This window comes from Neobacillus vireti (assembly GCF_036962345.1).
Lineage (GTDB): Bacteria > Bacillota > Bacilli > Bacillales > Cytobacillaceae > Neobacillus > Neobacillus vireti_A.
Window position 1 is genome coordinate 277649 of the sequence record NZ_JBALNB010000004.1, and the last position, 22223, is coordinate 299871.

Below are 22223 nucleotides of genomic sequence, written 5' to 3' on the forward strand. Positions count from 1 at the left end.
AAAACACAGTACAAATTGGGTTGCACTTTCGGCTCCCTTTATAGAATACCTTTCCAAAAAATATCAAAAGTAATCCTTTGAACTCTCTCATAAGCTTGGCGTGTTTCATATACTAACTGGATATCGAGGCCATCTAGTATCGTAATAAAAGCAATCGTACATTCTTCAGGGCTTAATCTACAAGGATGTTTGGTAAAGCACGAACTAATTACCTCTTTTAATGTTGCTAGATACAGGCGGAATTGAGAGAGTACGAAATCATGTACATCTAAAGGAGTAATGAATGACAAAGAATACATAAGTGTGACATTGGGTTCCGTTAAAAAACGATTTTTGTGTTCTGTTAAAAAACCGTACAACAGTGTTTCTAATGCTTCCTCTTTATGTTTTTCAAAATAATAACGAACAAAAGCTTGCTCTTCTTCGATTACTTCTTTATAAACTTCAATGAGTAAATCCTTTTTTGTAGGATAGTGATAGGAGAGTGATTGCTTACGAATTCCGGCCTCTTCAGCGATTTGAGCCATTTTCGTTCCATCATATCCAAACTGGTTAAAATGCTTGATTGCTATTTTTTTTATTTCTGGTTTGCTCATTTGTCCTCCGTTAATGAAAAGTTGAAACTTTATCATTGCTTTTTTGAATAATACCTCTTTTTTTACTTGCTGATATGAAATAGATAAGTAGAAACAGTAAATAAGCTACTATCGCTATGTAATATACGGCCTGGTATGAAAATGCTTCTGCCACGATACCAAGAATAATAGCACCTCCTCCTAAACCAAAATCGAAAAAGTTAAAAAAGGATGCCATTGCATTTTCACGTTCATATACCTCAACCAAGTTTAAGCACCACGTCATAAGTGCTGGAAAAATAGCTCCTATTCCAGAGCCATATAAGAATCCAGCTAGTAGAAACTGGAGATCATTCTGTGCTGCAATGAGTACAATAAATCCAGCAATCGTAATGACTCCAAAAGGGATCACCACAACCCCAGCTCCATAACGGTCAAACATCTTACCGGATATAACCCGTACCAATAAACCACTTGCAGCTGATATAAAGAAAAACCAGGCAATTAGGTGAAATCCTTTCTCTACTGCGTATAAAGTCGTAAAAGACATGACACCGCCAGCAGCGATTCCCGTCATCAAGATAAGAATAGAAGGGAGCAGAACTCGTTTTTCTACCCACTTGAATTTTGAGAAGGGGACGGTTTCAGGCTCATTGTCATTACTAAACTCGGATTTTCTAGAAGTAAAACCAGCGAATAAGATCGCTAAAAGTGAAATCGCCATAGCACTCCAAAACATCCCATTAAAATCGAACCAATGTAACACACTGATGCCTAATACCGGTCCGAGAGAAATTGCTACCGTCTCCCCAACACCAAAATAACCCATCGCCTCGCCCATTCGCTCCTTAGGCATGTTTTCAGCTGCAATTGTTGTAATATAGATCGTTGCAAGACCGAATCCAATCCCATGAATCAAACGGATAAAAATTAGAATCCAAATATCTGACGACAGGTAGTATAAACCGGTTGAAAGTGCACAAATGGCCATTCCAATCATTAGCAGGAGTTTCTTGTTGAATTTTGTTGTGAGTATCCCTGCAAATGGGCGGATAAGAATAGCCGAAACGGTGAAAATCCCTGTGACCAGGCCAATTTGAGAAGCCTCTCCGCCAATGCTTGAAACAAATAGCGGCAAGGTCGGAAGCAGCATTTCAAACGCCATAAACAGCAAGCCGTTTGCAATCATAATAAAAATAAAAGAGCGGGTCCATAATTTTACTTTTGAAGCCGTATGGATTTGACCAGTCATAAATTCACCTCAGGTACGATGTATATCCTTCTTGATATTAAGTATTTTATCTGACGTGCGTCAGTTAGTAAATGTTTTTATGAATTTGATGCGATTATGCAGGGAATACCAAGACACGTTCTCTTACATACTTCATTCATTTTATTAACCCACTCTGCCATATCTCGATATGATAAACTCCCTTTTTCGAATTCGTTCACTGCCCATAACTTGTCATCAAATGTGAATTTAGCCATATAAAAAACTGCACCTCCATTGTTAGTTTTGAGTCTAACAATGGAGGTGCAGTACATATCTTGGCGAGGTTTCTTTTTAATTCCGCTATAAAAGATAGTATTAAAAGACTATGAAAAAACAGGTAATTTGTCACTATTTGACAGTTTCGACAAAGCATGACTATAATTTACTTAATTCTGAAAATTTTCAAAAGTGGAAACTCGATAATTGATAGGTTTGTAATAAGGAGGTCAAGCATGATTGTATTTAATAAGGTAAATAAGTTTTATGGAGATTTTCAAGTCTTAAAAGATATTAATCTTACAATCAATCAAGGTGAAGTAGTTGTAGTAATAGGTCCATCCGGTTCAGGGAAAAGTACTCTGCTGCGCTGTATCAATCACCTGGAAACAATCACTGACGGAACACTTACGGTAAATGGGATATCAGTTGGGGATAAAAAAACAGATATCAATAAGCTAAGACGCAATATTGGAATGGTTTTTCAACATTTTTATTTATATCCCCATAAAACCGTGCTTGAAAATATTACTCTGGCTCCTATGAAAGTATTGGGCCAATCCGAAAAAGAGGCTAAAGAAACAGCCCGGCATTATCTAGAAAAAGTAGGGATATTGGATAAGGCTGAATCTTATCCTTCTCAGCTATCCGGAGGCCAGCAGCAGCGTGTAGCAATTGCCCGTGGTCTTGCAATGAAACCAGAAATTATGCTTTTCGATGAACCCACCTCTGCACTTGATCCCGAAATGATCGGGGAGGTTCTGGATGTAATGAAAACCCTAGCTAGGGAAGGCATGACAATGGTCGTAGTAACCCACGAAATGGGCTTTGCTAGAGAGGTGGCCGACCGAATCGTATTTATTGATGCAGGAAGAATTTTAGAAGATGCAGTTCCGGCTGAATTTTATGAGAATCCTCGTGAAGAACGAGCTCGCTTATTTCTCAGCCGTATATTAAATCATTAATAGGGGGTAAAAAGGAATGTTCAAAACAAAAAAATTCGTAAAAATGGCGTTAGTATCTGCAATGGCTGCCATATTTCTTGCCGGTTGCGGCGGGGACAAGACTTCTACTGGTAGCAGCAAGGATGTACTAGCCCAGATCAAGGAAGACAAAAAAGTTGTATTTGGCGTAAAACATGATACGCGTTTGTTTGGATTGAAAAATCCATCAACAGGTGAAGTGGAAGGGTTCGATATCGATCTTTCCAAAGCGCTGGCAGAAGAAATGTTTGGCAAGGAAGTTAAGCCTGAGTTCGTTGAGGTTACTTCGAAAACAAGGGTAGGTCTCTTAAATAATGGTAAGGTTGATGCGGTTGTCGCTACGATGACAATCACGGAAGAACGCAAAAAGGAAGTTGATTTTACTGATGTTTATTTTGATGCTGGGCAATCATTGCTTGTAAAAAAGGGCAGTAAGATTCAGGGCATTGATGACTTAAAAAAAGACACAAAAGTTCTTGCTGTTAAAGGCTCGACATCTTCTATCAATATTCGTGAGAAAGCTCCTGAAACAACAGTACTTGAATTCGAAAACTATGCTGAAGCCTTTACAGCACTAAAGGCAGGTAAGGGTGATGCCCTGACTACAGATGATTCGATCCTTTATGGTATGGCAGAAGAAGATCCGTCATTTGAATTGGTCGGAGGAACGTTTACTGAAGAGCCATACGGGATAGCTGTAAAAAAAGGTAATACAGAGCTTGTTGATGAGTTGAATAAAGCATTGAAAAGCCTGAAGGATTCAGGAAAGTACGATGAGATTAAAGATAAATGGATTAAAAATTAATTATTAATACCAGGTTTCTCATCGGGATGGGCTGTAATCCGTATTCAATCTTTTCGGAGCGGCCCATCCTGATTATTTAGGAGGAGATCGTTTGCTGGATTTCTCGATACTAACGACTAATATGGATTCATTTTTAGAAGGATTAAAAGTAACCATAATTGCCAGTTTAATAGCTTTATTAGGAAGTTTTATTTTGGGAACACTTCTTGCTGTTATGCGAATTGCTCCGTTTAAACCTCTTAACTGGCTGGGTACGGCATATGTTGAATTTATTCGTAATATACCTGTACTGGTTATTGTGTTTTTCGCTTATTTGGCTGGTAATTTTGGCGGGATGACTGCAGGAACAATCGGGTTGACCATCTATACAGCCGCATTCATCGCTGAAGCAATCCGTGCCGGAATTATGTCTGTACCAAGAGGGCAAATGGAAGCTGCCCGCTCGACAGGATTAACTTACGGCCAGGCAATGAGAATGGTTATACTCCCTCAGGCTATAAAGATCGTTATCCCCCCTCTTGGCAACCAATTTATCAATTTAGTTAAAAATTCATCCTTGTTAGCGGTCGTTGCTGGAGGGGATTTAATGTATCAGGGGGATTTAATATCTGCAAAAACGTACGTAACCTTTGATACATATGTTTTCGTTGCCTTATTTTATTTAATTTTAACTATACCTTTAAGTCTTGGCGTAGGATATTTAGAAAAACGCTTGGCTAGAAGTAATTAAGGAGGTGCGCAGATGGATTTTCTAGCACCGTTCATTGAAGTATATACACCTGAACATTTTAAATTTTTGCTGGAAGGATTTGGGGTAACTCTCAAGGTTGCTGCAATTTCAATCGTGCTCAGCTTCATTATTGGAGGTCTAATTGGAACTCTCAGATATGCGCGGATTCCCGTTGTTTCTCAATTACTAGCCGTGATTGTCGAGACGATTCGTAACCTTCCTTTGCTGCTCATCATTTTCTTCACCTATTTTGCATTGCCTGAAATTGGGATTGAAATGGAAATAACCACTGCGGCCATCGCAGCATTGACCGTTTTTGAATCAGCGATGCTGTCTGAAATCATCAGAAGTGGCTTAAACTCGATTGAAAAAGGACAGATTGAAGCAGGACGTGCGTCTGGTCTGAACTACATCCAGACATTACGCTATATCATCATGCCCCAAGCACTGAGAAGAATGGTTCCGCCTATTGTCAGTCAATTTATTTCTCTGCTAAAAGATACATCATTAGCGGTCGTCATCGCGTTGCCGGATTTATTGCACAACGGACAAATAATTTACGCGCAAAAGGGATCGTATGTGATACCTGTTTTTGTAATAGTGGCGTTGATGTACTTTATCGTTAATTATGCTTTGTCACTAGTTGCGCGAAGGTTAGAATTAAAACAGTCTTAAGAAATCCGGCTCATTAATTGGGCCGGATTTTTGTTTTTAAAAAGTTCATAGTTTATCATAAAAAACAGAAAAAGGTTACATACAAATTTACTGCTGAACACATAAAATAAGATTATTGTTAATGGATGATTAAAGTTGCTGTAAAAGGAGTTCAATACTTATGCAGGATAACAAACAATACGATTCCGATTTCGAAGCAAGAGAAATGATCTGCGAAATCGGCAGAAGAATGTATAACAGAAGTTATGTAGCCGCGAATGATGGAAATATCTCCGTGAAAGTGGGTAACAATGAAATATTGACGACACCAACAGGGGTAAGCAAAGGGTTTATGACTCCAGACATGATGGTGAAAATGGACCTTTCTGGGAATGTTCTATCCGGAAAATTAAAGCATTCTTCTGAGGTGAAAATGCACCTGAGGGTTTACAATGAAAATTCTGAAGTCCATGGTGTGGTCCATGCTCACCCGCAAGTAGCCACTTCTTTTGCAGTTGCAGGAATAAGTTTGGATCAACCAGTACTGCCAGAGGCAATTGTCCTGTTAGGGAATGTCCCAGTGGCACCGTATGCATTACCAGGAACACAAGAAGTTCCCGATTCCATTGCACCTTACTGCAAGACACATAATGCCGTTCTCTTGGCTAATCACGGAGCCCTTACATGGGGAAGAGACCTGATGGAGGCATACTTCCGGATGGAATCGCTCGAACATTACGCTGCTATCCTTATGTACTCTACTAATATTTTGAAAAAGATGAATGAATTAAATAGTTCACAAATTGCTGACTTGATAAAGATTCGAGAATCGATGGGAATAAAAGCAGGCGGCGTACCGATAAGTGAAGTTGATAGGAAAAAAGAAAAATAAATCATTTTGTACAGATTATCGCAATTTAGGAAAAGAAATAATTCCGTCCCCCCTTTATGATGAAGGTGAGGGGGAAGGAAAATGAATCTGTTAAAGAAGAAGGATCCGTATCAGGTATATATTTATACTTGTTTCGTATCACAATTGTTTTTTACTATTATTTTTACAGTTAACTTGTTATATCAAGTGGAAATGGTTCAACTTGATGCATTGCAGCTCGTGTTAGTGGGGACGGTATTGGAGGCGACTGTTTTTATTTTTGAAATTCCTACTGGAATTCTGTCCGATTTAAAAAGCAGAAAGCTTTCTGTCATAATTGGCTTTTTCCTAATTGGAATCGGGTTTATTATCGAGGGCATGTTTCCGTTTTTTACGGCAGTGATTTTAGCACAAATTATTTGGGGGATTGGCTATACCTTTACGAGTGGGGCCCATCAAGCATGGATTGCTGATGAGATTGGGGAAGAACGTGCTTCTTCAGCATTTGTCAAAGGTGCCAAGGCAGGCAATCTCGGAAAAGTCCTTGCGATTCCATTAAGTATGCTGGCAGGGTATTATTTGCTCAATCTGCCAATTGTTTTAGGTGGTATAGGGTTAGTCTTGCTTTCGATCCTTTTAGTTTTCTTTATGAAAGAAGAAAATTTTAAACCTGCTGAAAAGGTGGAGCAAGTTTCCGTTTGGAAGAACATAAAGGGAAATATGAGCCAAATTCTATATTATTCTCGACTAAATTATCTAATGAGAATACTCTTTCTGATTGCGTTGTTTTTTGGTTTTTATAGTGAGGGCTTCGATCGATTGTGGCTATCCCACTTTCTAGAACAATCTGGTCTAGCAAATCTGTCGGACAGTCAGTTAGTTTTGCTGATGGGCGGGGTTGAATTCATTGTCGTCTTTTTAACATTTGCTGCGCTCCATTTTATTGATAATAGTTCTATCCACCAGCGTCTAAGCCATATATACACGGCCCTTTTTATAGGGAGCATTCTAATTATATGTTCCTTAATGGGTTTTGCTTTTACCACATTCGCTGTAGGGTTGATCGCTTTTTATATCATCATCCAAATTTCAAGAAGCGTTATGTATCCTTTGGAGAGTGTCTGGCTGAATAAAATCATCCCAGATTCTTCTACACGAGCTACCTTTTTTTCAGTCAAAGGCCAGGTGGATGCAATCGGACAAATTGGCGGCGGTCCGGTAATTGGCGTGATCGCTTCAACCTTTACGATTAAAATAGCGATTCTGGTGAGTGGAATTATTTTGACGCCTGTACTATTCTTATATAGCCGAATGATGAGAAAAACGAGAGGGGAGGAATCGTAAAGGTTCCTCTTCTTATAAAATGGCTAGGAGGCAAAGAATGGAGTTCTGGGAATCAAGCTTTATAGAAAAACAAACGATGTGGGGATTCGAACCAACAGACTCTGCCATCTTAACAAATGAATTTTTTCTTGAAAAGAATGTTACGGACATACTTGTACCAGGAATCGGATATGGAAGAAATGCAAAGGTCTTTATTGACAATGGAATCAATGTTACGGGTATTGAGATTTCAAAAACTGCGATTGATTTAGCAAGGAAGAATGGGATTAATATGCCTATATTTCATGGTTCTGTAATGGACATGCCTTTTGATTCTAAACTCTACGACGGCATTTTTTCTCATGCACTGATTCACTTGTTAAATAAACATGAAAGAGAAAAGTTTATTATGGATTGCTATAATCAGTTAAAGCCAAATGGATATATGATTTTTACAACTGTTTCACAAAAAGCCCCGATGTTTGGGAAGGGCAGACAATTGGATAAAGACTATTACGAGATTATGGAAGGCATAAAAATGTTCTTTTATGATTCCGACTCCATAAAGCAAGAATTTGGAAAGTATGGACTGGTAGAGGTTTCTGAAATGGATGAGCCAAATAAAGAAATGAAAAATAAACCTTCCATAAATTTTCTCATGGTGAAATGTAAGAAAGAATAATGTTCGAAATTTACTGTTTAGCCTGGTTCCTATGAGCTGGGCTACTATTTTTATAATGAAAAAGCACCGCAAGTACACGTTTGGCAAAAGAGGGGAACGGAATCCGTTAGGAGACTCACCCTCGCTCTTTAATGGGAATACAAATTTCCATATATACTCTTTCGTGGTCCCAGTAGTGGCAATGTTCATCATAGTATTCAAAGTCATAGGCATCTTCATCCACTTCATAGGAGGAATGTGGGACCCAGTCCTCTAAAATATACTTCCACGTTCCTTTGATCGCGGAGGCAAACTTCTCCACCTCTACCAGAGGGGTTCTGAACACAGCATAAGTAGCTGCTGGTATTTCTAATGGTGTCAGGCCATCTGGAAGCGAAGTATCATTGTCTAAATCTACTGCGAACAAATAGATAAATGTATCTTCAACGTTTGCAGAACTTAAATTTATACAGTACTCCCCATGTTTGTTTGGGGCAAGCGACGAATAGAGCAATCTTTCGATAGAACCGTCTGCCAGCCCTTCTTGATCCCAAATCGCGGGCGCCTCTCTTGTATAAGCTACATTTCCCATGTTAATTTCAAAGGTTTTACCTGCAACCGTGAAGGAGGGCATCTTCACAATCATTGGCTGCATCACGATTCCGCCTGTCTGTTTTTGATGAATACTCATTAAATCCAATTTTTGCGGCAGCGATTTGGGACAATGAATCTTATACAATCGAGGAGGACTGCCAAAGCATTTTTTAAACGCTTTGGTAAAGCCGGCATGTGTTTCAAATCCATAATCCATTGCAATTTGGATGATTTTTTTTCCATGGACCAATTCATGTAATGCATACTGGAGCTTTCTTTTTACGACATAGTCCATCAAGGTGTAACCTGTATGCTTTTGAAACACTCGATAAAAATGATAAGGGGAATATCCCGCCTTTTGTGCTAAATCTTCAGGGTTAATGTCACCCTTAATATGTTCTTCAATATAATCGATTACTTCCTGCAACAAATGTAACTGTTGAATAAGGTTCACCTCGAAAAATAACATTGTTTAATAAATTATAATTTATATTTGAATCTGTGCACCATCATTCTTTCTTTCTGTTGAAATTCTGGTGGCTGTCCTTCATTATAAGGATAGAGACATTTCTGTGAATAAGTATATTTTTATGAAGGAAGTAGATTATGACGGAAGAAAATATAACCCGAATTGATTTGGATGGCAAAGAAATCATATTAATTGGTACCGCTCATGTTTCCAAGCAAAGTGTAGAACAGGTTAAGGAAGTTATTGATCGGGAACAGCCTGATTCTGTTTGTATCGAATTGGATGAACAGCGATATAAATCCATTATGGAAGGCAATAAGTGGCGAGAAACAGATATCTTTAAGGTGATAAAAGAAAAAAAAGCGACATTACTCATCATGAATCTCGCAATCTCGTCTTTCCAGAATCGTTTGGCTAAGCAATTTGATACGAAACCGGGACAGGAAATGATTCAAGGAATTGAATCGGCAAAGGAAATTGGTGCGGAGCTTGTATTAGCAGACCGAAATATTCAAATTACTTTTTCGAGGATTTGGAGTAATGTTGGGATCTGGGGAAAAGGGCAGCTGTTAACTTCTATTTTCTATAGCATTTTCAATAAAGAATCAATTTCAGAAGAAGAGCTTGAGAAAATGAAAACGCAGGATACATTGAATGCTTCGCTTGCTGAAATTTCGGAAGCATTTCCTAAGTTAAAGAAACCATTAATTGATGAGCGTGATCAATACTTAGCTCAAAAGATAAAGGAAGCACCCGGTAAAAAGGTTGTTGCTGTCCTCGGAGCGGCCCACGTTCCTGGTATCACGAAAGAAATTCATAAGGAACAGGACTTGCAGGCTTTAACCAAAACAAAACCAAAATCTAAAACACCGCAAATCATCGGCTGGGCAATTCCATTGCTGATTGTGGCCATAATTGCGTTTACCTTTTTCATGAATCCTGCGGCTGGTATGGACCAAGCAATTAGCTGGATCCTTTGGACCGGTATCACGGCGGCGATTGGTGCTGCAGTTGCATTGGGGCACCCGCTCGCGATATTATCGGCCTTCCTGGCAGCGCCGATTACCACCTTACATCCGTTATTGGCAGCCGGCTGGGTTTCGGGTATTGTCCAAGCGTATATCAAACGTCCAAGTGTAGCAGACTTTGAAACATTATCAGAGGATGTTTTCTCACTCAAAGGCTTTTGGCGAAATAAATTTACACGGGTTCTTTTAGTCATCATCCTTACTAACATTGGAGGTTCATTTGGAACCTTTATTGGGGGAGCGGATGTTATTCGTACGTTCTTGAATAATTTGTAATCGAGGTACCTTCCATACGGAGGGTGCTTTTTTCTATGGTGAAAAATGTTGTCGAAAGCTTTCTAGGTAATGGGTCAGCGGGTTGAAATAGAATAGAAGTAATAGACTAGTAAAAGGAGGTTGGAGATGGTTGAATATTTATCTCATCCGACATGGTGAAGCAGAGCATAATGTGGATAAGACAGTGATGGCACATACTCATGATTCGCAGCATAGTTTAACGGAGCTGGGGCAGAAACAAGCCCAAGTAACTGCTGAATTTTTCAATACAATTGTGACTCCTAAGATTGTTTTGTATAGTTCACCTTACTTAAGAACAATGCAAACAGCTAAGGTGATACATTCCCTACTACCAGAAGGTGTTCCATTTTACGAGAATCCATTAATAAGAGAGTGGGAGTTGGGGAATCTTTATGATTTTTCAGATCGTCCCCCTGAAAAGAAGAAAGAATTCAAAGCGGCGGGTCAATTTTATTTCCGCTTTCAAAATGGGGAATCACTCGCCGATGTATACCTACGAGCGACGATGTTCATGCATTCGGTAGTGGAACGAGTAAGATGTCAGCAGCGATATGATAATGTTGTCGTTGTCACGCATGCTGCTTTTATTCAGATGCTGCTCACCTTCTTAATGAATTGGCCAATGGAGGATTTGAAAAATTTCAAACCTGTTGAGAATGCTTCTGTTATAAAAATAAACGAAGTAGATGGAGACTATCAATATAAGAAAATTTTTGTACCAGTTATCCAATAATATCGATCACACACCCTCAATTCGTGACTTAGGGGTGTGTTTTTTTGGGGACAAATCAATTTCTAGAATAATATTAAAACTTTTTCTAATATAGAAAAATTTACACATTCCTTATATAAAAGGTAATGAAATAGGTTGCAAGAAAAATTTTAATAATTTAAATTGACTGAAAACTATAATTATATTATTATTCAATTAATAACAAATCTTTCGGAAGACGAAATAATACCAAATCCATCCAAGAGGGGAAGACATCTTATGTCACAAATGTTAGCTTTAGTTATTCTATTACTTATTCTATTTATCGGAGATTTAGTTGCCGTTCGAACAAAGGCCTGGGTGCCCTCAATTTTTGTTTGCGCTGTTCTTTTCCTTCTAGGATATTGGACATTCTTTCCGCAGGACATCGTAGCATTGGCAGGAGTACCGCCAGTGGTAGCCACGATGATGATGTACTTACTCATTACGAATATGGGAACGTTGCTTTCCCTACAGGAATTAAAGAATCAGTGGAAAACAATCATCATTGCGCTTTCAGGTATTTTAGGGATTATCGCACTTCTATTTGGGGTTGGAACCTTGCTCTTCGGATTTGAAACCATCGTTGTTGCCATCCCTCCATTAGTTGGTGGTGTCGTATCGGCGTTGATCATGTCAGAGGGTGCGAAAGAAGCTGGTCTAGCCACATTATCGGTATTTGCCATCGTTATTTATGTCATGCAGGGATTTGCAGGATATCCGCTTACCTCTATCGTTTTGAAGAAAGAAGGAAAGAGACTTCTTCAGCAATATCGAGGCGGGAAGCTGGCTATGAAAGCACAAGAAGCGGCAGCAGCAGAGGTTGCAGTTTCGACAGCAGTTACAAAGCCAGAGCTAAAGTTGTTTAAAAATATGCCAGAGAAATACAATACAGACTTTTTTAAGTTTTTAAGGCTAGCCTTAGTCGCATACCTTGCCTATCTAACTTCAACACTATTAGCACCAATCGTTTCTATCTCCCCGTTTGTTCTATGCTTACTGTTCGGGGTCATCGCAACAAGTATCGGGTTCCTTGAAAAGCAAGTTTTACAAAAAGCAAATGGCTTTGGATTTGCGATCATGGCGCTTATGCTGTTTATCTTTGATGGTTTAAAACAGGCTACACCAAGCATGATGCTTGAAATCATTTATCCACTTGTAGGTGTTATTGTGCTGGGTGTAATCGGAATGTATATCTTCTCCTTTATCGCCGGAAAACTGTTAAAGGTGAGCAAAGATATGGCGTTTGCTGTTTCGCTGACAGCTTTATATGGATTTCCAGCTGATTATATTATTACAAACGAAGTCATTAAATCCCTAACAGAGGATGAAAAAGAAAGAGACATGCTAACGAGCCATATGCTGCCTCCTATGCTTGTCGGCGGATTCATCACCGTTACGATGGTGTCGGTTATTTTAGCAGGTATCTTTGTAGGTTTCTTGTAAGAAAGGTTGTGTAATAGAATGAATGCAAAAACTGACCGTAATCTAGCAGCAATACAGGCCAAGGTTGAAAGTCATATTGATACTTTAAGTACCTTTACCGCCACGCCGGGTAAAGGTACTACCCGGCTTACATACAGCCATGAGGATTCGAAGGCACGTCAGTATCTGAAAGCAAAAATGAAAGAATACGGTTTACAAGTCAGGGAAGATGGATTTGGCAATATTTTTGGAAAGATGGAAGGAACGTTGAAGGATGCTCCAAGTGTTCTTATCGGTTCACACTTCGACTCGGTGCCGAATGGCGGCTCCTATGATGGGCCGGCAGGTGTAGTGGCAGGCCTTGAAGTAGCAGCACTGTTTGCTGAGAAAGGTTTAACACCGAAATATTCTTTAGAAGTGATTGCCTTAGTCGAAGAAGAAGGTTCTAGATTTGGCGGCGGACTGATGGGTTCACGGGGAATCGTCGGATTATTAGATGAGGAAGGTTTTAATGCTTTAATAGACAAAGATGGAATACATGCTGTCGATGCCATGAAGAGTATTGGACTCGATCCTTCGCTTCCGAAAAAAAGAGATCCAAAAACGATGAAGGCATACCTAGAATTGCATATTGAACAAGGACCGATCCTTGAAGAAAAAGGTATCCCAATTGGTGTGGTGGAAGCGATTGTCGGTTTGACTCAATTAGAAGTAACTGTTAAGGGGCAAGCAGGACATGCCGGCACGACTCCAATGGACCGGAGGGCAGATGCGTTAGTTACTGCTGCGAAGATGATTGCGCAATTCCCAGAGCTTGCGGGCTCAGAGGGGGAAGGTACGGTTGTCACAACAGGCCGGTTGAATGTGTTTCCGAATGGAGCGAATGTAATCCCCGATAAAACAGTGTTTACGGTGGATATTCGCTCAGGGAAGGAAGAGCGTGTTCTGAATGTTATCGAGAAAGTGAAAGAATTAGCAGTTTCATATAGTAGCAACGGAATGGAAATAAGTGTTGAGCAGCTATTATATATTCAGCCAAAAGAGATGAACAAGGAAATTGTCTCTTTGCTAAAGAAAACGACGAATGAGCTTGAGATTCAGAACTGTCCGATAAACAGTGGTGCAGGTCATGATGCAATGGTCTTTTCTGATTTTACCGATGTAGGGATGCTGTTTATTCCAAGTAAAGACGGATTAAGTCATTGTCCGGAAGAATGGTCGGATTCACGTCATATTGCAAATGCAGTCCAAATTCTATTTGAAGCTACGAAAACGTTAACGGAGGCGGAATAAGATATGATTCATACAAAAATAAAAGAAGCGATTCAAACCTATAGTGAAGAACTAACACAATTACGCAGACAGCTTCATAGTGAACCGGAAGTATCATGGGAGGAATTCAAAACCACGCAGTTTGTCTGCGACTATCTGGATAGACTAGGAATCTCTTATCGTAAAACAGAACCAACCGGTGTTATTGCCGAAATTCAAGGTGGAAAGCCGGGGAAAACCGTTGCATTAAGAGGCGACATGGATGCCTTACAGGTTGAGGAACTGAACAAGGATTTACCATATGCGTCCAAAGAAGAAGGTAAAATGCATGCGTGCGGACATGACGCACACACTTCAATGCTCATGATTGCAGCCAAAGCCCTAAATGAAATAAAAGAAGAACTGCCGGGTAATGTACGGTTATTGTTCCAGCCGGCGGAAGAAGTAGCAGAAGGTGCGAAGGCATTGGTGAAACAAGGTGCCATGGAAGGCGTGGATAACGTCTTTGGTATCCACATTTGGTCACAAATGCCGACAAACAAGGTTTCTTGTCCACCGGGACCGTCTTTTGCTTCAGCAGATTTATTTAAAGTCACGTTTAAAGGAAGGGGCGGCCACGGGGCTATGCCTCATGCATGTATTGATGCGGCAGTCGTGGCTTCATCCTTTGTTATGAATGTGCAAACTGTAGTATCCCGAACCATCGACGCACAGCATCCAGCTGTTCTAACTATTGGAAAAATGGTTGTTGGCACTAGGTTCAATGTCATAGCGGAAAATGCAGTGATAGAAGGAACCGTTCGCTGTTTCCACCCAGAAACTAGAGATCATATTGAGACACAACTACAGCATTACGCTGATCAGGTGGCTGCAATATACGGAGCCACTGCTAAGGTAGAATACATCCATGGAACGCAAGCGGTCATTAACGATGAATACAGTGCAAACCTGGTGCAAAAAGTTGCATCTGAATCATTTGGTAAAGATGCGATTTATCACGAAAAACCAACGATGGGCGGGGAAGACTTCAGCGAATATCTCACAAAGGCACCAGGCAGCTTTGCCCTCGTCGGCAGCGGCAACCCAGAAAAAGACACAGAATGGGCCCACCACCACGGCAAATTCAACATCGACGAAGATGCCCTAAAAACAGGCGCCGAACTCTATGCGCAATATGCTTGGGCGTACTTAAATGAATAAATAAATAAAAAATAAACAAATATAAAAGGATAACGCAAGCTGCTAGTGTAAAATGTGAAATTACAGATAGGATTTCATACTAAAACACATAAATATTATTACACTAAATCATATACAAAAACGCTTGGATAAACCAAGCGTTTTTTCATCTTTATATCTATCACCATAATGTAAATCCTTTTTTGTTTTATATTATATAAAAAGTGATATAATCAAGTAATTTAAATTAAAAGGTTGTGATAAATTATGTCTATTTTTAAAGCAATAAAAAATTTATTTTCAGCAAAACCACAATCGGGAACCTATATGGAATTTTCGATAGAAATGTTTGAGGCAAGTATGGATAGTTTATATCAGGTTCCGTTAATGATTAAAAAAGATATTTTATATTATGTAGAAAATCAATTGAAAGATAATGACCCAGAATTTGTTGTTGATGAATTAAAGGATAATGCTGCAAATCAAATAATATTTTCTCCATTAGATAAGGAAGATGTCTTAATTTCTTATTATCAAGATAATGAAACTTGGGTCGTTACTATTTTTAATAAATACTTAGAAAATTGCGGATATGAAAAAGAAGATGCATTTAATCGTATTCAAAAGGTTGTGCAATTTAATGATATTCGTGCAATGAAAATGTATATATCTTTATTAAATGTAATTTCTCATTGTAGTTCTGGATTTTATTATATATTTTCTGAAAAGTAAAATAATAAATATTATTTATGTAAAAAACTCCTTGTTGTTATCAAACAGAAATATAAGTTACATCTATTCATAAATGTGTTTGAATTATAAAAACTGTTATTTTTTTTAAAATCCCATTCACCATTTGTTACGTTTTTCCATAATTCTGCCCCTAATAACTATTTATTTTTTTCTACTTCTTCCACTAAACCGCTTCGTTAGTTCAATTCCAATCCTTTTATAACTCATGACTTATAAAACCAAACTACATTGTGTCATCTATTATGTGAAGCATAATATGTATTACCACTCATTGTAACACCTCCTAAAAAGGAGGTGATTTTATGTCAGGAGCAGTTGGAGGATACGCTGGCGGGGGTTTCGCCTTACTTATCGTATTGTTTATCCTCTTAGTCATTATTGGAGCTAGTTTCTGGGGTTATTGATACTAATAAAAAAATGGATCTCATTTTTGGGATTTTCATTTTCCAAATTGACTTTACCTGAACTAAAATCAAAAAAAGGTGATTCCTTAATTTGGGAATCGCCATTTTTTTTGTGTGCCAAGCATGTACAGCTGCAAATAGAGAAAAAGTACGTTCAGTTTGTTCTCCAGGTAGAGAAGTCTTCTTTATCGCACCCGTTTGTTTCTGTAGTAGTTTAACTGATTTATTACCTCATTTAATACACTACATACTGGGGGACTCTAATGGCTTTACCTACTTAGTTTTAAGCAAAAAATATTTGAAAGATTTCTTTAATTAATTATAATGGTGTTATCAATGTACCTTTGACTTAAACGTGGGATCACTAATTTAGTGGAACTCTACCGTTTGTCTGAGGACATTGTTTTTATATTGCCAAAAGTGCTGTAAAATATAATTGTGCAGTGACCTTTAAATGATTCTACATTTAGAGTTGGGGCTAAAATTCTAGACCTCTTATATTGGTGTGAGGCACTCCACTATTTCAGTGGCACTGCACTTAAATTACATAATTATTTATTAAAAATCCTGTCATATTTTGCAGGGTTTTTTTGTTTTATTAGGAGGAATTCTTAGTTTTTTGTCGTATATAAATTTTTGTTAATAGACTATATTGAGCAAACTACAAAAACAATATCATATTAAGCAGTTGAAACTCTACCGTTGGTTGGAGCTAGGAAACTAGACTCTTGTGTTAAATATGAGATTTAATATCTGGCGATATAATCCTGACATACTACACTGGGCATAAAGCTCTAATAGAAACTTGGATAGTCAGATATGTCATACTGCATCTAGGAGGAGAAATGATGAAAGATTCCATTACTCCATTTAGTTATGGAAATGACACGCAAAATGACCACCAAACTAAGCGCAAGTTTTATCAATTTTATGTTGGTATTGATATAGGAGCGAGTTTTCACGTTGCTTCCTGTATTCCATTTGATGCGTTCCTAGATCCAAAGGGCATTGCCTGGAAACGAACGAAGACAATGAAATTTAACTCAGATAGTGCTGGAATCGCTGAATTTTTAAAGGCTTTGGAAAAGATTGAAAAACAATTTTCTCTTACAAAAAAAGATTTTTTAATTCTATTAGAACCAACTGGAGGACACTATTCTTACCTTGTCCAACAGGTGTTATTAAACGAAGGCTATGAGCTGTTTCAAGTTGAGAATAGAGCTGTTGGTGAATTTCGCAAAAATAACCTAGGTATCTCTGAAAAGACTGATTCAATGGATGCCAAAGTAATGTCATATATGGGTTGGCATAAGCAGTTACACCCACATATGCAGGGTGTATCACTTATTAGACCGCAATCTGTTCTTCAATCTTTGTTTCGTACAGTAATGCGGGATCGTTGGTATTTAAATGTGCAGCTAACACGCAGAAAAAACCAGGTGCAACAACTTTTAAAAGTAACTCACCCCGATTTAAACAAGGCGTTTAAAAGTCTATCAAGCCCATCAGTGATGAAATTAGTCTTACAGTATCCTACTGGGCTTCATATGAAAGAAGCTACGGCTGAAGAAATATATGAGACTTTAATTAGAGCTGGAGCAAAGGGCGTAGCGAAAAAAGCAGCAAATACCTTGGCTAAAGTTATGTCTAATACGATTGCGGTACCCGCTGAACACCTTGTAGAAAGGCAAAAATGGGTTATAGAAGAAGCCTTACGGCTTGAAGAGAGTTTAAAACTGATTGATCAAGAGATTCATACACTACTATGGGGAAATCCTGAAAAGTGTGTGGAGCCACATCCATACACTGAGATTCTTATGTCTTTACCCTTCATAAGTGAAAATATCGCTTGTACATTAATTGGGGTAATAGGTGATATTGAACGATTCAGGACATATAAAGAGTTCAAAAAATATCTTGGTGTTTCAGCAGAAAATAAGCAATCAGGAACATCTGTAACTGGTACAAGGCAAACGTACAGTGGTGTACGAGATGCCAGAAGAGTTCTATATCAAATAGCTTTAATCGTTTTAGCAAACGGTCAAAAGCACCCTACCGTCTTCAAAGTATATTATGACCGAAAGGTTAACGAAGGAATGAATAAGAAAAAGGCGATTGGTCATCTTTGTGGTAAAATAGCAGCTCTTATTTATACAGTTCTAAAAAACAAAAAGATATACGATCCGATAATCCACGCTAAGGCTTGCGGTATTAAGATGGATAATCTCTATTTAAAAAATCCATCAAAAGAACCTCAACTTTTAACGGGCAATAAAAATTAGGCATATTTTTAACAAACTCCTAAGTCTATTAAAAACACAAAATCGCCTATTTTTTGTTCAAAATAAGGCGATTTTGTGTTTTTAGGAATTAGCTTAAATTGAATAAAGCACTACACTACATTTAAGTAGAATCTTTCCCTATCGTAAAATCGAAGTTTAATCTAATTTTAATCGGGAAGATATACTATATATTTATTTCAATTGGAGGAGATTCGCAAATGGATAATAATTCACAAAAAACAGCTGCAAGTGAAGCCCCAGCTGAAGATCGGTTAAAATTAGCAACAACTGCAATGGTTAGTAATCAAAAGCTACATGCAAAAGGGTATGGTAGAGAAAAAGGCTCGACAGGTTTAATTAATTTGGAGGATGCAAAAAAGATTATTGAGGAATGGCCTGCTACTTCTAAAATGGCGGCTGAAAATACAATTAATTTTTATGGCCCCCCCAATGAAGCAACTTCAAGCTGTTTAATCTGGTATAACAATGGACCTTGGAAACGAACTATAGCCTTTCGCGATGAGGTACCTCATGATTTCCCTGAGCCCCACACTGACGTACTTGAACAATTCATTGATTATCATGTGCCAGCAGATAAAATAGGATTAGTTGCCCAGCTGGAAGGTAGTATCGTTATTGACCGTACAAAAGGTGAAGTTTCTGTCCACTGCGATAATGAAGGGGCAAATACTCTCTCTTTAAATATGATGCATGAAATCGTTACAGGTAAACGTACTCCCGAAGAAGCAAGAGCCTTTATCGCAAAGGAAATTGTTGAGTATGTATTAGGCCGTCCAGCACCCTATGCCGAGAACTTCCAATTTGAATTACCTTTAGGAGAACAATGGGACACTGATATAACCATTGTGGAAGATGAGGAATTAGATCAAGCAGTTTCTAAAATGAAACAAACACTTGGTTTAGATCAAAATTAAAGTTTGTTCAGTTAAAACAAGTGCCCATTATATAGAGGGCACTTGTTCATTATTTTATATACCCCCGTTCAACAACAAAAAGGATCGCCGCAGCGATCTTCATCTGTTATCTTTTAGCACCAAGTACCATCTAAATATTATAAACGATTTCCATAATGAAGGTGCCAATGCATATGTTTATTGCTTTGATACACCTATATTGGTTGATACAGTACAAGCACCGTATTTGTCGTTTACTTGTTTTGATACTTTCTGAATCACTGAAATTAAATCGGTCAGCACATCTTTATCTTCTGGTTTAACATCGATTAGTGAAGTAATGTGTTTTTTTGGGGATAACTACGATATGTACCAGAAATGGCAGCTGGATCTTTAACTCTTGCACCGATATTGACCTTAATCCAGTCAATTATTTTAGCGTTGATTTAACAACAAAAAATAGAGTGCTAAGCCTTATGTCATTTAGTACTCTATGTCTAATGTTATTTCTGGTTTTCTACTTAGCCAGCGGCAGTATCCTTTTTTTGTTTAACTACTGTCCGCCTGAGGTGGACAGTGTCCACGGGAGGTAAACACCTTTTAGGTGTCACCCTGGTGACAGGCACCATTATTTTTTTAAAACAAACTCTCGTTCTTCCCCGTAACCAAGCGGGATTACGGCTGTTTTTTTGTAATCCTTTAGGAGTTCTTTTAACTCGTTATCTTTATCTATCATGAATTTCACTACAGGGAAAGCCTGTAATAATTGTGCCAAGGATTCGGGTGATGCTGCTGTTTCAGTAGTAGGGAAGGTATGGCTAGGGATCACATATTTTACGTTTAATAGATTTTTTACTGCGTAGGCTGCTTCTTTTGGTCCCATGGTAAAATGTCCTGATGAAGACAGGATGGCGATTTCAGGCTCGTAAACATCTTGAATCAGCTTCATATCTGCCATTAAGGCGGTGTCGCCTGAATTATAAAGAGTATAGTCATTTTTAAAATCAAATATATACCCCGCTGACTCCCCGGCATATACCGGAGCACCCGTTGTTTCTCCATAGGAGGAGGAGTGTCTTGCCTGCACCATCGTTACTGTCACATCATCAAATGAAACGGAACCGCCAAAATTAATAGGAAGAACATTTTTAATCCCTTGGTGCAGAAGAATGAGCGCCAATTCATACTGGGCAATAATCATAATCTCCGGTTTGTGCTCCACTATTTTCGATAATCCGCTCGAATGATCAAAATGGCCGTGTGTCAGTAAAACACAGTCAATAGATTGATAGAAGTCAGCGGTGTTTAACTCCTCAGGAAAACCAGGATTCAAATCAAAAAAAGGATCAATCAAATAATTTTTCCCTTCCTTACTTTTTAGTACATACATCGCATGTCCAAGTCGCAAGATCTTCATAACAATTCCTCCTAAACAAATAAAACTCCCTTAACCATTTTATTTTCATAATAGAAAAAAAGAACAGGGGGGTTGAAGAGATTAGTCCTTAATCAAGCTTCTTAAAGACAAAACGAATAGTTGTGTTGGAAGGATTAGTCCTTAATCGAGCTTCTTAAAGACAAAACGAATAGTAGTGTTAGAGGGATTTGTCCTCAATCGGGGTTCTTAAAGACAAAACTCTAGCAGCATTAAAGAGATTTGTCTTTAAGATCCAAAAAAATTAATTCAATACTAAAAAACTAAGCAGCCAAGCTGACCTTTTGTTTCCGGCGGTACACCACCTTCGATAGTAATACACTACACTCGTATAGAAAGATGAGCGGGATGATGACCAAAACGTCTGATAGTAAATCAGGCGGCGTGATTAAGACGGCTGTTACGATAAGCACGAAATAGGAGTATTTACGAATCTTTTGCAATCTGTAAGGGTTCAAGACTCCTAAACTTGTCAGAAACATGATCACCACGGGAAGTTCGAATAAAAATCCAAATGGCAGGGTCATATGCAGTAAAAACTGAAAGTATTTTTCTGTGGTGAAAAAGGTCATAAACATGTCTTCAGATAAGGAAAGAAGGAACTGAAACACGATTGGGAAAATGACAAAATACCCAAAGCTTATTCCGATAATAAACAGAAAAAATAAAGCTGGAATATAGGCTAAAGTTACTTTACGCTCCATTTCTTTCAATGCCGGACGAACAAAAAGCCAAGTTTGATAGGCAGCCATAGGAATCGTCCCCGAAATGGATACGACACAGGCGAGCAGTAAATACACCCATAAAATATCACTCGGACCTAATATGGCCAGCTGTACTTCTATATCCCTCACAATCCATTGATAAATATCTTGTACATAAACAAAGGCTAAAATAAACAATACTAAAAAGGTTCCTAGTATGATAATAAGACGTTTACGTAATTCTTCAAAATGTCCAATCAAATCCATATCCTGTGGCTTAGCCATTATATATCCTCCTTAAAAAAGAAGATGCAAGCACCTGATTCTGCCTACATCTTCCTAAGAAATAGTTTATATCTCTTTTTTAGTCTTCACCTTATCAGATTCATCATCTGAAACAAGATCGCGGGTAGACTTCTTAAATTCCTTCAGTGTGGAACCAACCGCACGGCCTAATTCAGGCAATTTGGATGGTCCGAAAATAATTAAGGCAATCACTAAAACGAGAATTAATCCCGGTATGCCGATATTTTGAAGCATGGATTGTTACCTCCTTTACATAGCTTTTCTTGTCAAATTCCTTTGGTAGCAATATTGAAAAAGCTTATATTTTGCTTTGCACTTA

22 protein-coding genes are annotated in these 22223 nt (G+C 38.4%); 16 read left to right on the top strand and 6 right to left on the bottom strand.

Features of this window, described 5'->3' with window-relative positions; genetic code table 11:
* Window positions 1-38: 38 nt before the first annotated feature.
* Entirely contained in the window at window positions 39-596 is a 558-nt protein-coding gene (locus V7108_RS03745) for a TetR/AcrR family transcriptional regulator (protein ID WP_335512665.1), read from the bottom strand.
* A gap of 10 nt (window positions 597-606) precedes the next feature.
* Entirely contained in the window at window positions 607-1827 is a 1221-nt protein-coding gene (locus tag V7108_RS03750) for an MFS transporter (RefSeq protein WP_335512663.1), read from the bottom strand.
* Window positions 1828-2300: 473 nt separating this feature from the next.
* Between V7108_RS03750 and V7108_RS03755 the strand changes: the two genes are divergently transcribed.
* The 7 genes from V7108_RS03755 (at window position 2301) to V7108_RS03785 (ending at window position 8112) form a co-directional block, all read left to right on the top strand.
* On the top strand, window positions 2301-3029 hold the full coding sequence (locus tag V7108_RS03755) for an amino acid ABC transporter ATP-binding protein (protein WP_335512661.1): 729 nt from the start codon (window positions 2301-2303) through the stop codon (window positions 3027-3029).
* Between the two features lie 16 nt (window positions 3030-3045).
* Window positions 3046-3852: a transporter substrate-binding domain-containing protein gene (locus V7108_RS03760; protein WP_335512658.1), complete on the top strand. Its 807-nt coding sequence runs from the start codon at window positions 3046-3048 to the stop codon at window positions 3850-3852.
* A 91-nt stretch (window positions 3853-3943) separates the two neighbouring features.
* Window positions 3944-4582, top strand: coding sequence for an amino acid ABC transporter permease (locus V7108_RS03765; protein ID WP_335512655.1), 639 nt, complete (start codon window positions 3944-3946; stop codon window positions 4580-4582).
* A gap of 12 nt (window positions 4583-4594) precedes the next feature.
* Window positions 4595-5257: an amino acid ABC transporter permease gene (locus V7108_RS03770; protein WP_335512653.1), complete on the top strand. Its 663-nt coding sequence runs from the start codon at window positions 4595-4597 to the stop codon at window positions 5255-5257.
* Window positions 5258-5417: 160 nt separating this feature from the next.
* Window positions 5418-6128 (top strand): class II aldolase/adducin family protein, encoded by a 711-nt coding sequence (locus V7108_RS03775; RefSeq protein WP_335512651.1) that lies wholly within the window; start codon window positions 5418-5420, stop codon window positions 6126-6128.
* Between the two features lie 81 nt (window positions 6129-6209).
* Window positions 6210-7451: an MFS transporter gene (locus V7108_RS03780; RefSeq protein WP_335512649.1), complete on the top strand. Its 1242-nt coding sequence runs from the start codon at window positions 6210-6212 to the stop codon at window positions 7449-7451.
* Between the two features lie 37 nt (window positions 7452-7488).
* A complete protein-coding gene (locus tag V7108_RS03785; RefSeq protein WP_335567384.1) occupies window positions 7489-8112 on the top strand; it encodes a class I SAM-dependent methyltransferase in 624 nt (207 codons plus the stop codon).
* Between the two features lie 115 nt (window positions 8113-8227).
* Here V7108_RS03785 and V7108_RS03790 read toward each other — a convergent pair whose 3' ends face one another.
* Complete coding sequence (locus V7108_RS03790; protein WP_335512646.1) at window positions 8228-9112, bottom strand: AraC family transcriptional regulator; 885 nt, start codon at window positions 9110-9112, stop codon at window positions 8228-8230.
* A 179-nt stretch (window positions 9113-9291) separates the two neighbouring features.
* On the opposite strand from V7108_RS03790, the gene V7108_RS03795 reads away from it, so the two are divergent.
* The 9 genes from V7108_RS03795 (at window position 9292) to V7108_RS03835 (ending at window position 19480) form a co-directional block, all read left to right on the top strand.
* Window positions 9292-10458, top strand: coding sequence for a TraB/GumN family protein (locus V7108_RS03795; protein ID WP_335512644.1), 1167 nt, complete (start codon window positions 9292-9294; stop codon window positions 10456-10458).
* Window positions 10459-10588: 130 nt separating this feature from the next.
* Window positions 10589-11212 (top strand): histidine phosphatase family protein, encoded by a 624-nt coding sequence (locus V7108_RS03800; RefSeq protein ID WP_335567385.1) that lies wholly within the window; start codon window positions 10589-10591, stop codon window positions 11210-11212.
* A 258-nt stretch (window positions 11213-11470) separates the two neighbouring features.
* The gene (locus tag V7108_RS03805) at window positions 11471-12676 is read left to right on the top strand and encodes a hypothetical protein (RefSeq protein WP_335512640.1); all 1206 of its coding nucleotides are present in this window, start codon (window positions 11471-11473) and stop codon (window positions 12674-12676) included.
* A gap of 18 nt (window positions 12677-12694) precedes the next feature.
* Window positions 12695-13948 carry a Zn-dependent hydrolase gene (locus V7108_RS03810; RefSeq protein WP_335512638.1) on the top strand — a complete coding sequence of 418 codons (1254 nt, stop codon included), beginning with the start codon at window positions 12695-12697 and terminating at the stop codon, window positions 13946-13948.
* 3 nt (window positions 13949-13951) lie between these two features.
* Complete coding sequence (locus V7108_RS03815; RefSeq protein WP_335512636.1) at window positions 13952-15127, top strand: amidohydrolase; 1176 nt, start codon at window positions 13952-13954, stop codon at window positions 15125-15127.
* 246 nt (window positions 15128-15373) lie between these two features.
* Window positions 15374-15838 (top strand): hypothetical protein, encoded by a 465-nt coding sequence (locus V7108_RS03820; RefSeq protein ID WP_335567386.1) that lies wholly within the window; start codon window positions 15374-15376, stop codon window positions 15836-15838.
* 323 nt (window positions 15839-16161) lie between these two features.
* A complete protein-coding gene (locus V7108_RS03825; protein ID WP_335516717.1) occupies window positions 16162-16263 on the top strand; it encodes a YjcZ family sporulation protein in 102 nt (33 codons plus the stop codon).
* 848 nt (window positions 16264-17111) lie between these two features.
* Window positions 17112-18545, top strand: coding sequence for an IS110 family transposase (locus V7108_RS03830; RefSeq protein ID WP_335516714.1), 1434 nt, complete (start codon window positions 17112-17114; stop codon window positions 18543-18545).
* A gap of 218 nt (window positions 18546-18763) precedes the next feature.
* Complete coding sequence (locus V7108_RS03835) at window positions 18764-19480, top strand: hypothetical protein (protein ID WP_335516712.1); 717 nt, start codon at window positions 18764-18766, stop codon at window positions 19478-19480.
* 607 nt (window positions 19481-20087) lie between these two features.
* On the opposite strand, the gene V7108_RS03840 is transcribed toward V7108_RS03835, so the two are convergent.
* From V7108_RS03840 to V7108_RS03850, 3 genes are all read right to left on the bottom strand, one after another.
* Window positions 20088-20876 carry a metal-dependent hydrolase gene (locus tag V7108_RS03840; protein ID WP_335516709.1) on the bottom strand — a complete coding sequence of 263 codons (789 nt, stop codon included), beginning with the start codon at window positions 20874-20876 and terminating at the stop codon, window positions 20088-20090.
* Window positions 20877-21157: 281 nt separating this feature from the next.
* Window positions 21158-21883, bottom strand: a complete 726-nt coding sequence (gene tatC / locus V7108_RS03845) for a twin-arginine translocase subunit TatC (protein WP_335516706.1) — start codon at window positions 21881-21883, stop codon at window positions 21158-21160.
* A gap of 66 nt (window positions 21884-21949) precedes the next feature.
* Window positions 21950-22138 (bottom strand): twin-arginine translocase TatA/TatE family subunit, encoded by a 189-nt coding sequence (locus tag V7108_RS03850; protein WP_335516702.1) that lies wholly within the window; start codon window positions 22136-22138, stop codon window positions 21950-21952.
* Window positions 22139-22223 lie beyond the last annotated feature (85 nt).

What these genes read in the sequence shown, in the direction of transcription:
- V7108_RS03760 (WP_335512658.1), top strand. Translation starts at nt 3,046, where the DNA reads ATGTTCAAAACAAAAAAATTCGTAAAAATGGCGTTAGTATCTGCAATG.
- V7108_RS03830 (WP_335516714.1), top strand. Translation starts at nt 17,112, where the DNA reads ATGAAAGATTCCATTACTCCATTTAGTTATGGAAATGACACGCAAAAT.
- V7108_RS03815 (WP_335512636.1), top strand. Translation starts at nt 13,952, where the DNA reads ATGATTCATACAAAAATAAAAGAAGCGATTCAAACCTATAGTGAAGAA.
- V7108_RS03750 (WP_335512663.1), bottom strand. Translation starts at nt 1,827, where the DNA reads ATGACTGGTCAAATCCATACGGCTTCAAAAGTAAAATTATGGACCCGC.
- V7108_RS03780 (WP_335512649.1), top strand. Translation starts at nt 6,210, where the DNA reads ATGAATCTGTTAAAGAAGAAGGATCCGTATCAGGTATATATTTATACT.
- V7108_RS03835 (WP_335516712.1), top strand. Translation starts at nt 18,764, where the DNA reads ATGGATAATAATTCACAAAAAACAGCTGCAAGTGAAGCCCCAGCTGAA.
- V7108_RS03805 (WP_335512640.1), top strand. Translation starts at nt 11,471, where the DNA reads ATGTCACAAATGTTAGCTTTAGTTATTCTATTACTTATTCTATTTATC.
- V7108_RS03840 (WP_335516709.1), bottom strand. Translation starts at nt 20,876, where the DNA reads ATGAAGATCTTGCGACTTGGACATGCGATGTATGTACTAAAAAGTAAG.
- V7108_RS03770 (WP_335512653.1), top strand. Translation starts at nt 4,595, where the DNA reads ATGGATTTTCTAGCACCGTTCATTGAAGTATATACACCTGAACATTTT.
- V7108_RS03775 (WP_335512651.1), top strand. Translation starts at nt 5,418, where the DNA reads ATGCAGGATAACAAACAATACGATTCCGATTTCGAAGCAAGAGAAATG.
- V7108_RS03755 (WP_335512661.1), top strand. Translation starts at nt 2,301, where the DNA reads ATGATTGTATTTAATAAGGTAAATAAGTTTTATGGAGATTTTCAAGTC.
- V7108_RS03820 (WP_335567386.1), top strand. Translation starts at nt 15,374, where the DNA reads ATGTCTATTTTTAAAGCAATAAAAAATTTATTTTCAGCAAAACCACAA.
- V7108_RS03785 (WP_335567384.1), top strand. Translation starts at nt 7,489, where the DNA reads ATGGAGTTCTGGGAATCAAGCTTTATAGAAAAACAAACGATGTGGGGA.
- V7108_RS03745 (WP_335512665.1), bottom strand. Translation starts at nt 596, where the DNA reads ATGAGCAAACCAGAAATAAAAAAAATAGCAATCAAGCATTTTAACCAG.
- V7108_RS03825 (WP_335516717.1), top strand. Translation starts at nt 16,162, where the DNA reads ATGTCAGGAGCAGTTGGAGGATACGCTGGCGGGGGTTTCGCCTTACTT.
- V7108_RS03795 (WP_335512644.1), top strand. Translation starts at nt 9,292, where the DNA reads ATGACGGAAGAAAATATAACCCGAATTGATTTGGATGGCAAAGAAATC.
- V7108_RS03850 (WP_335516702.1), bottom strand. Translation starts at nt 22,138, where the DNA reads ATGCTTCAAAATATCGGCATACCGGGATTAATTCTCGTTTTAGTGATT.
- V7108_RS03810 (WP_335512638.1), top strand. Translation starts at nt 12,695, where the DNA reads ATGAATGCAAAAACTGACCGTAATCTAGCAGCAATACAGGCCAAGGTT.
- tatC (WP_335516706.1), bottom strand. Translation starts at nt 21,883, where the DNA reads ATGGCTAAGCCACAGGATATGGATTTGATTGGACATTTTGAAGAATTA.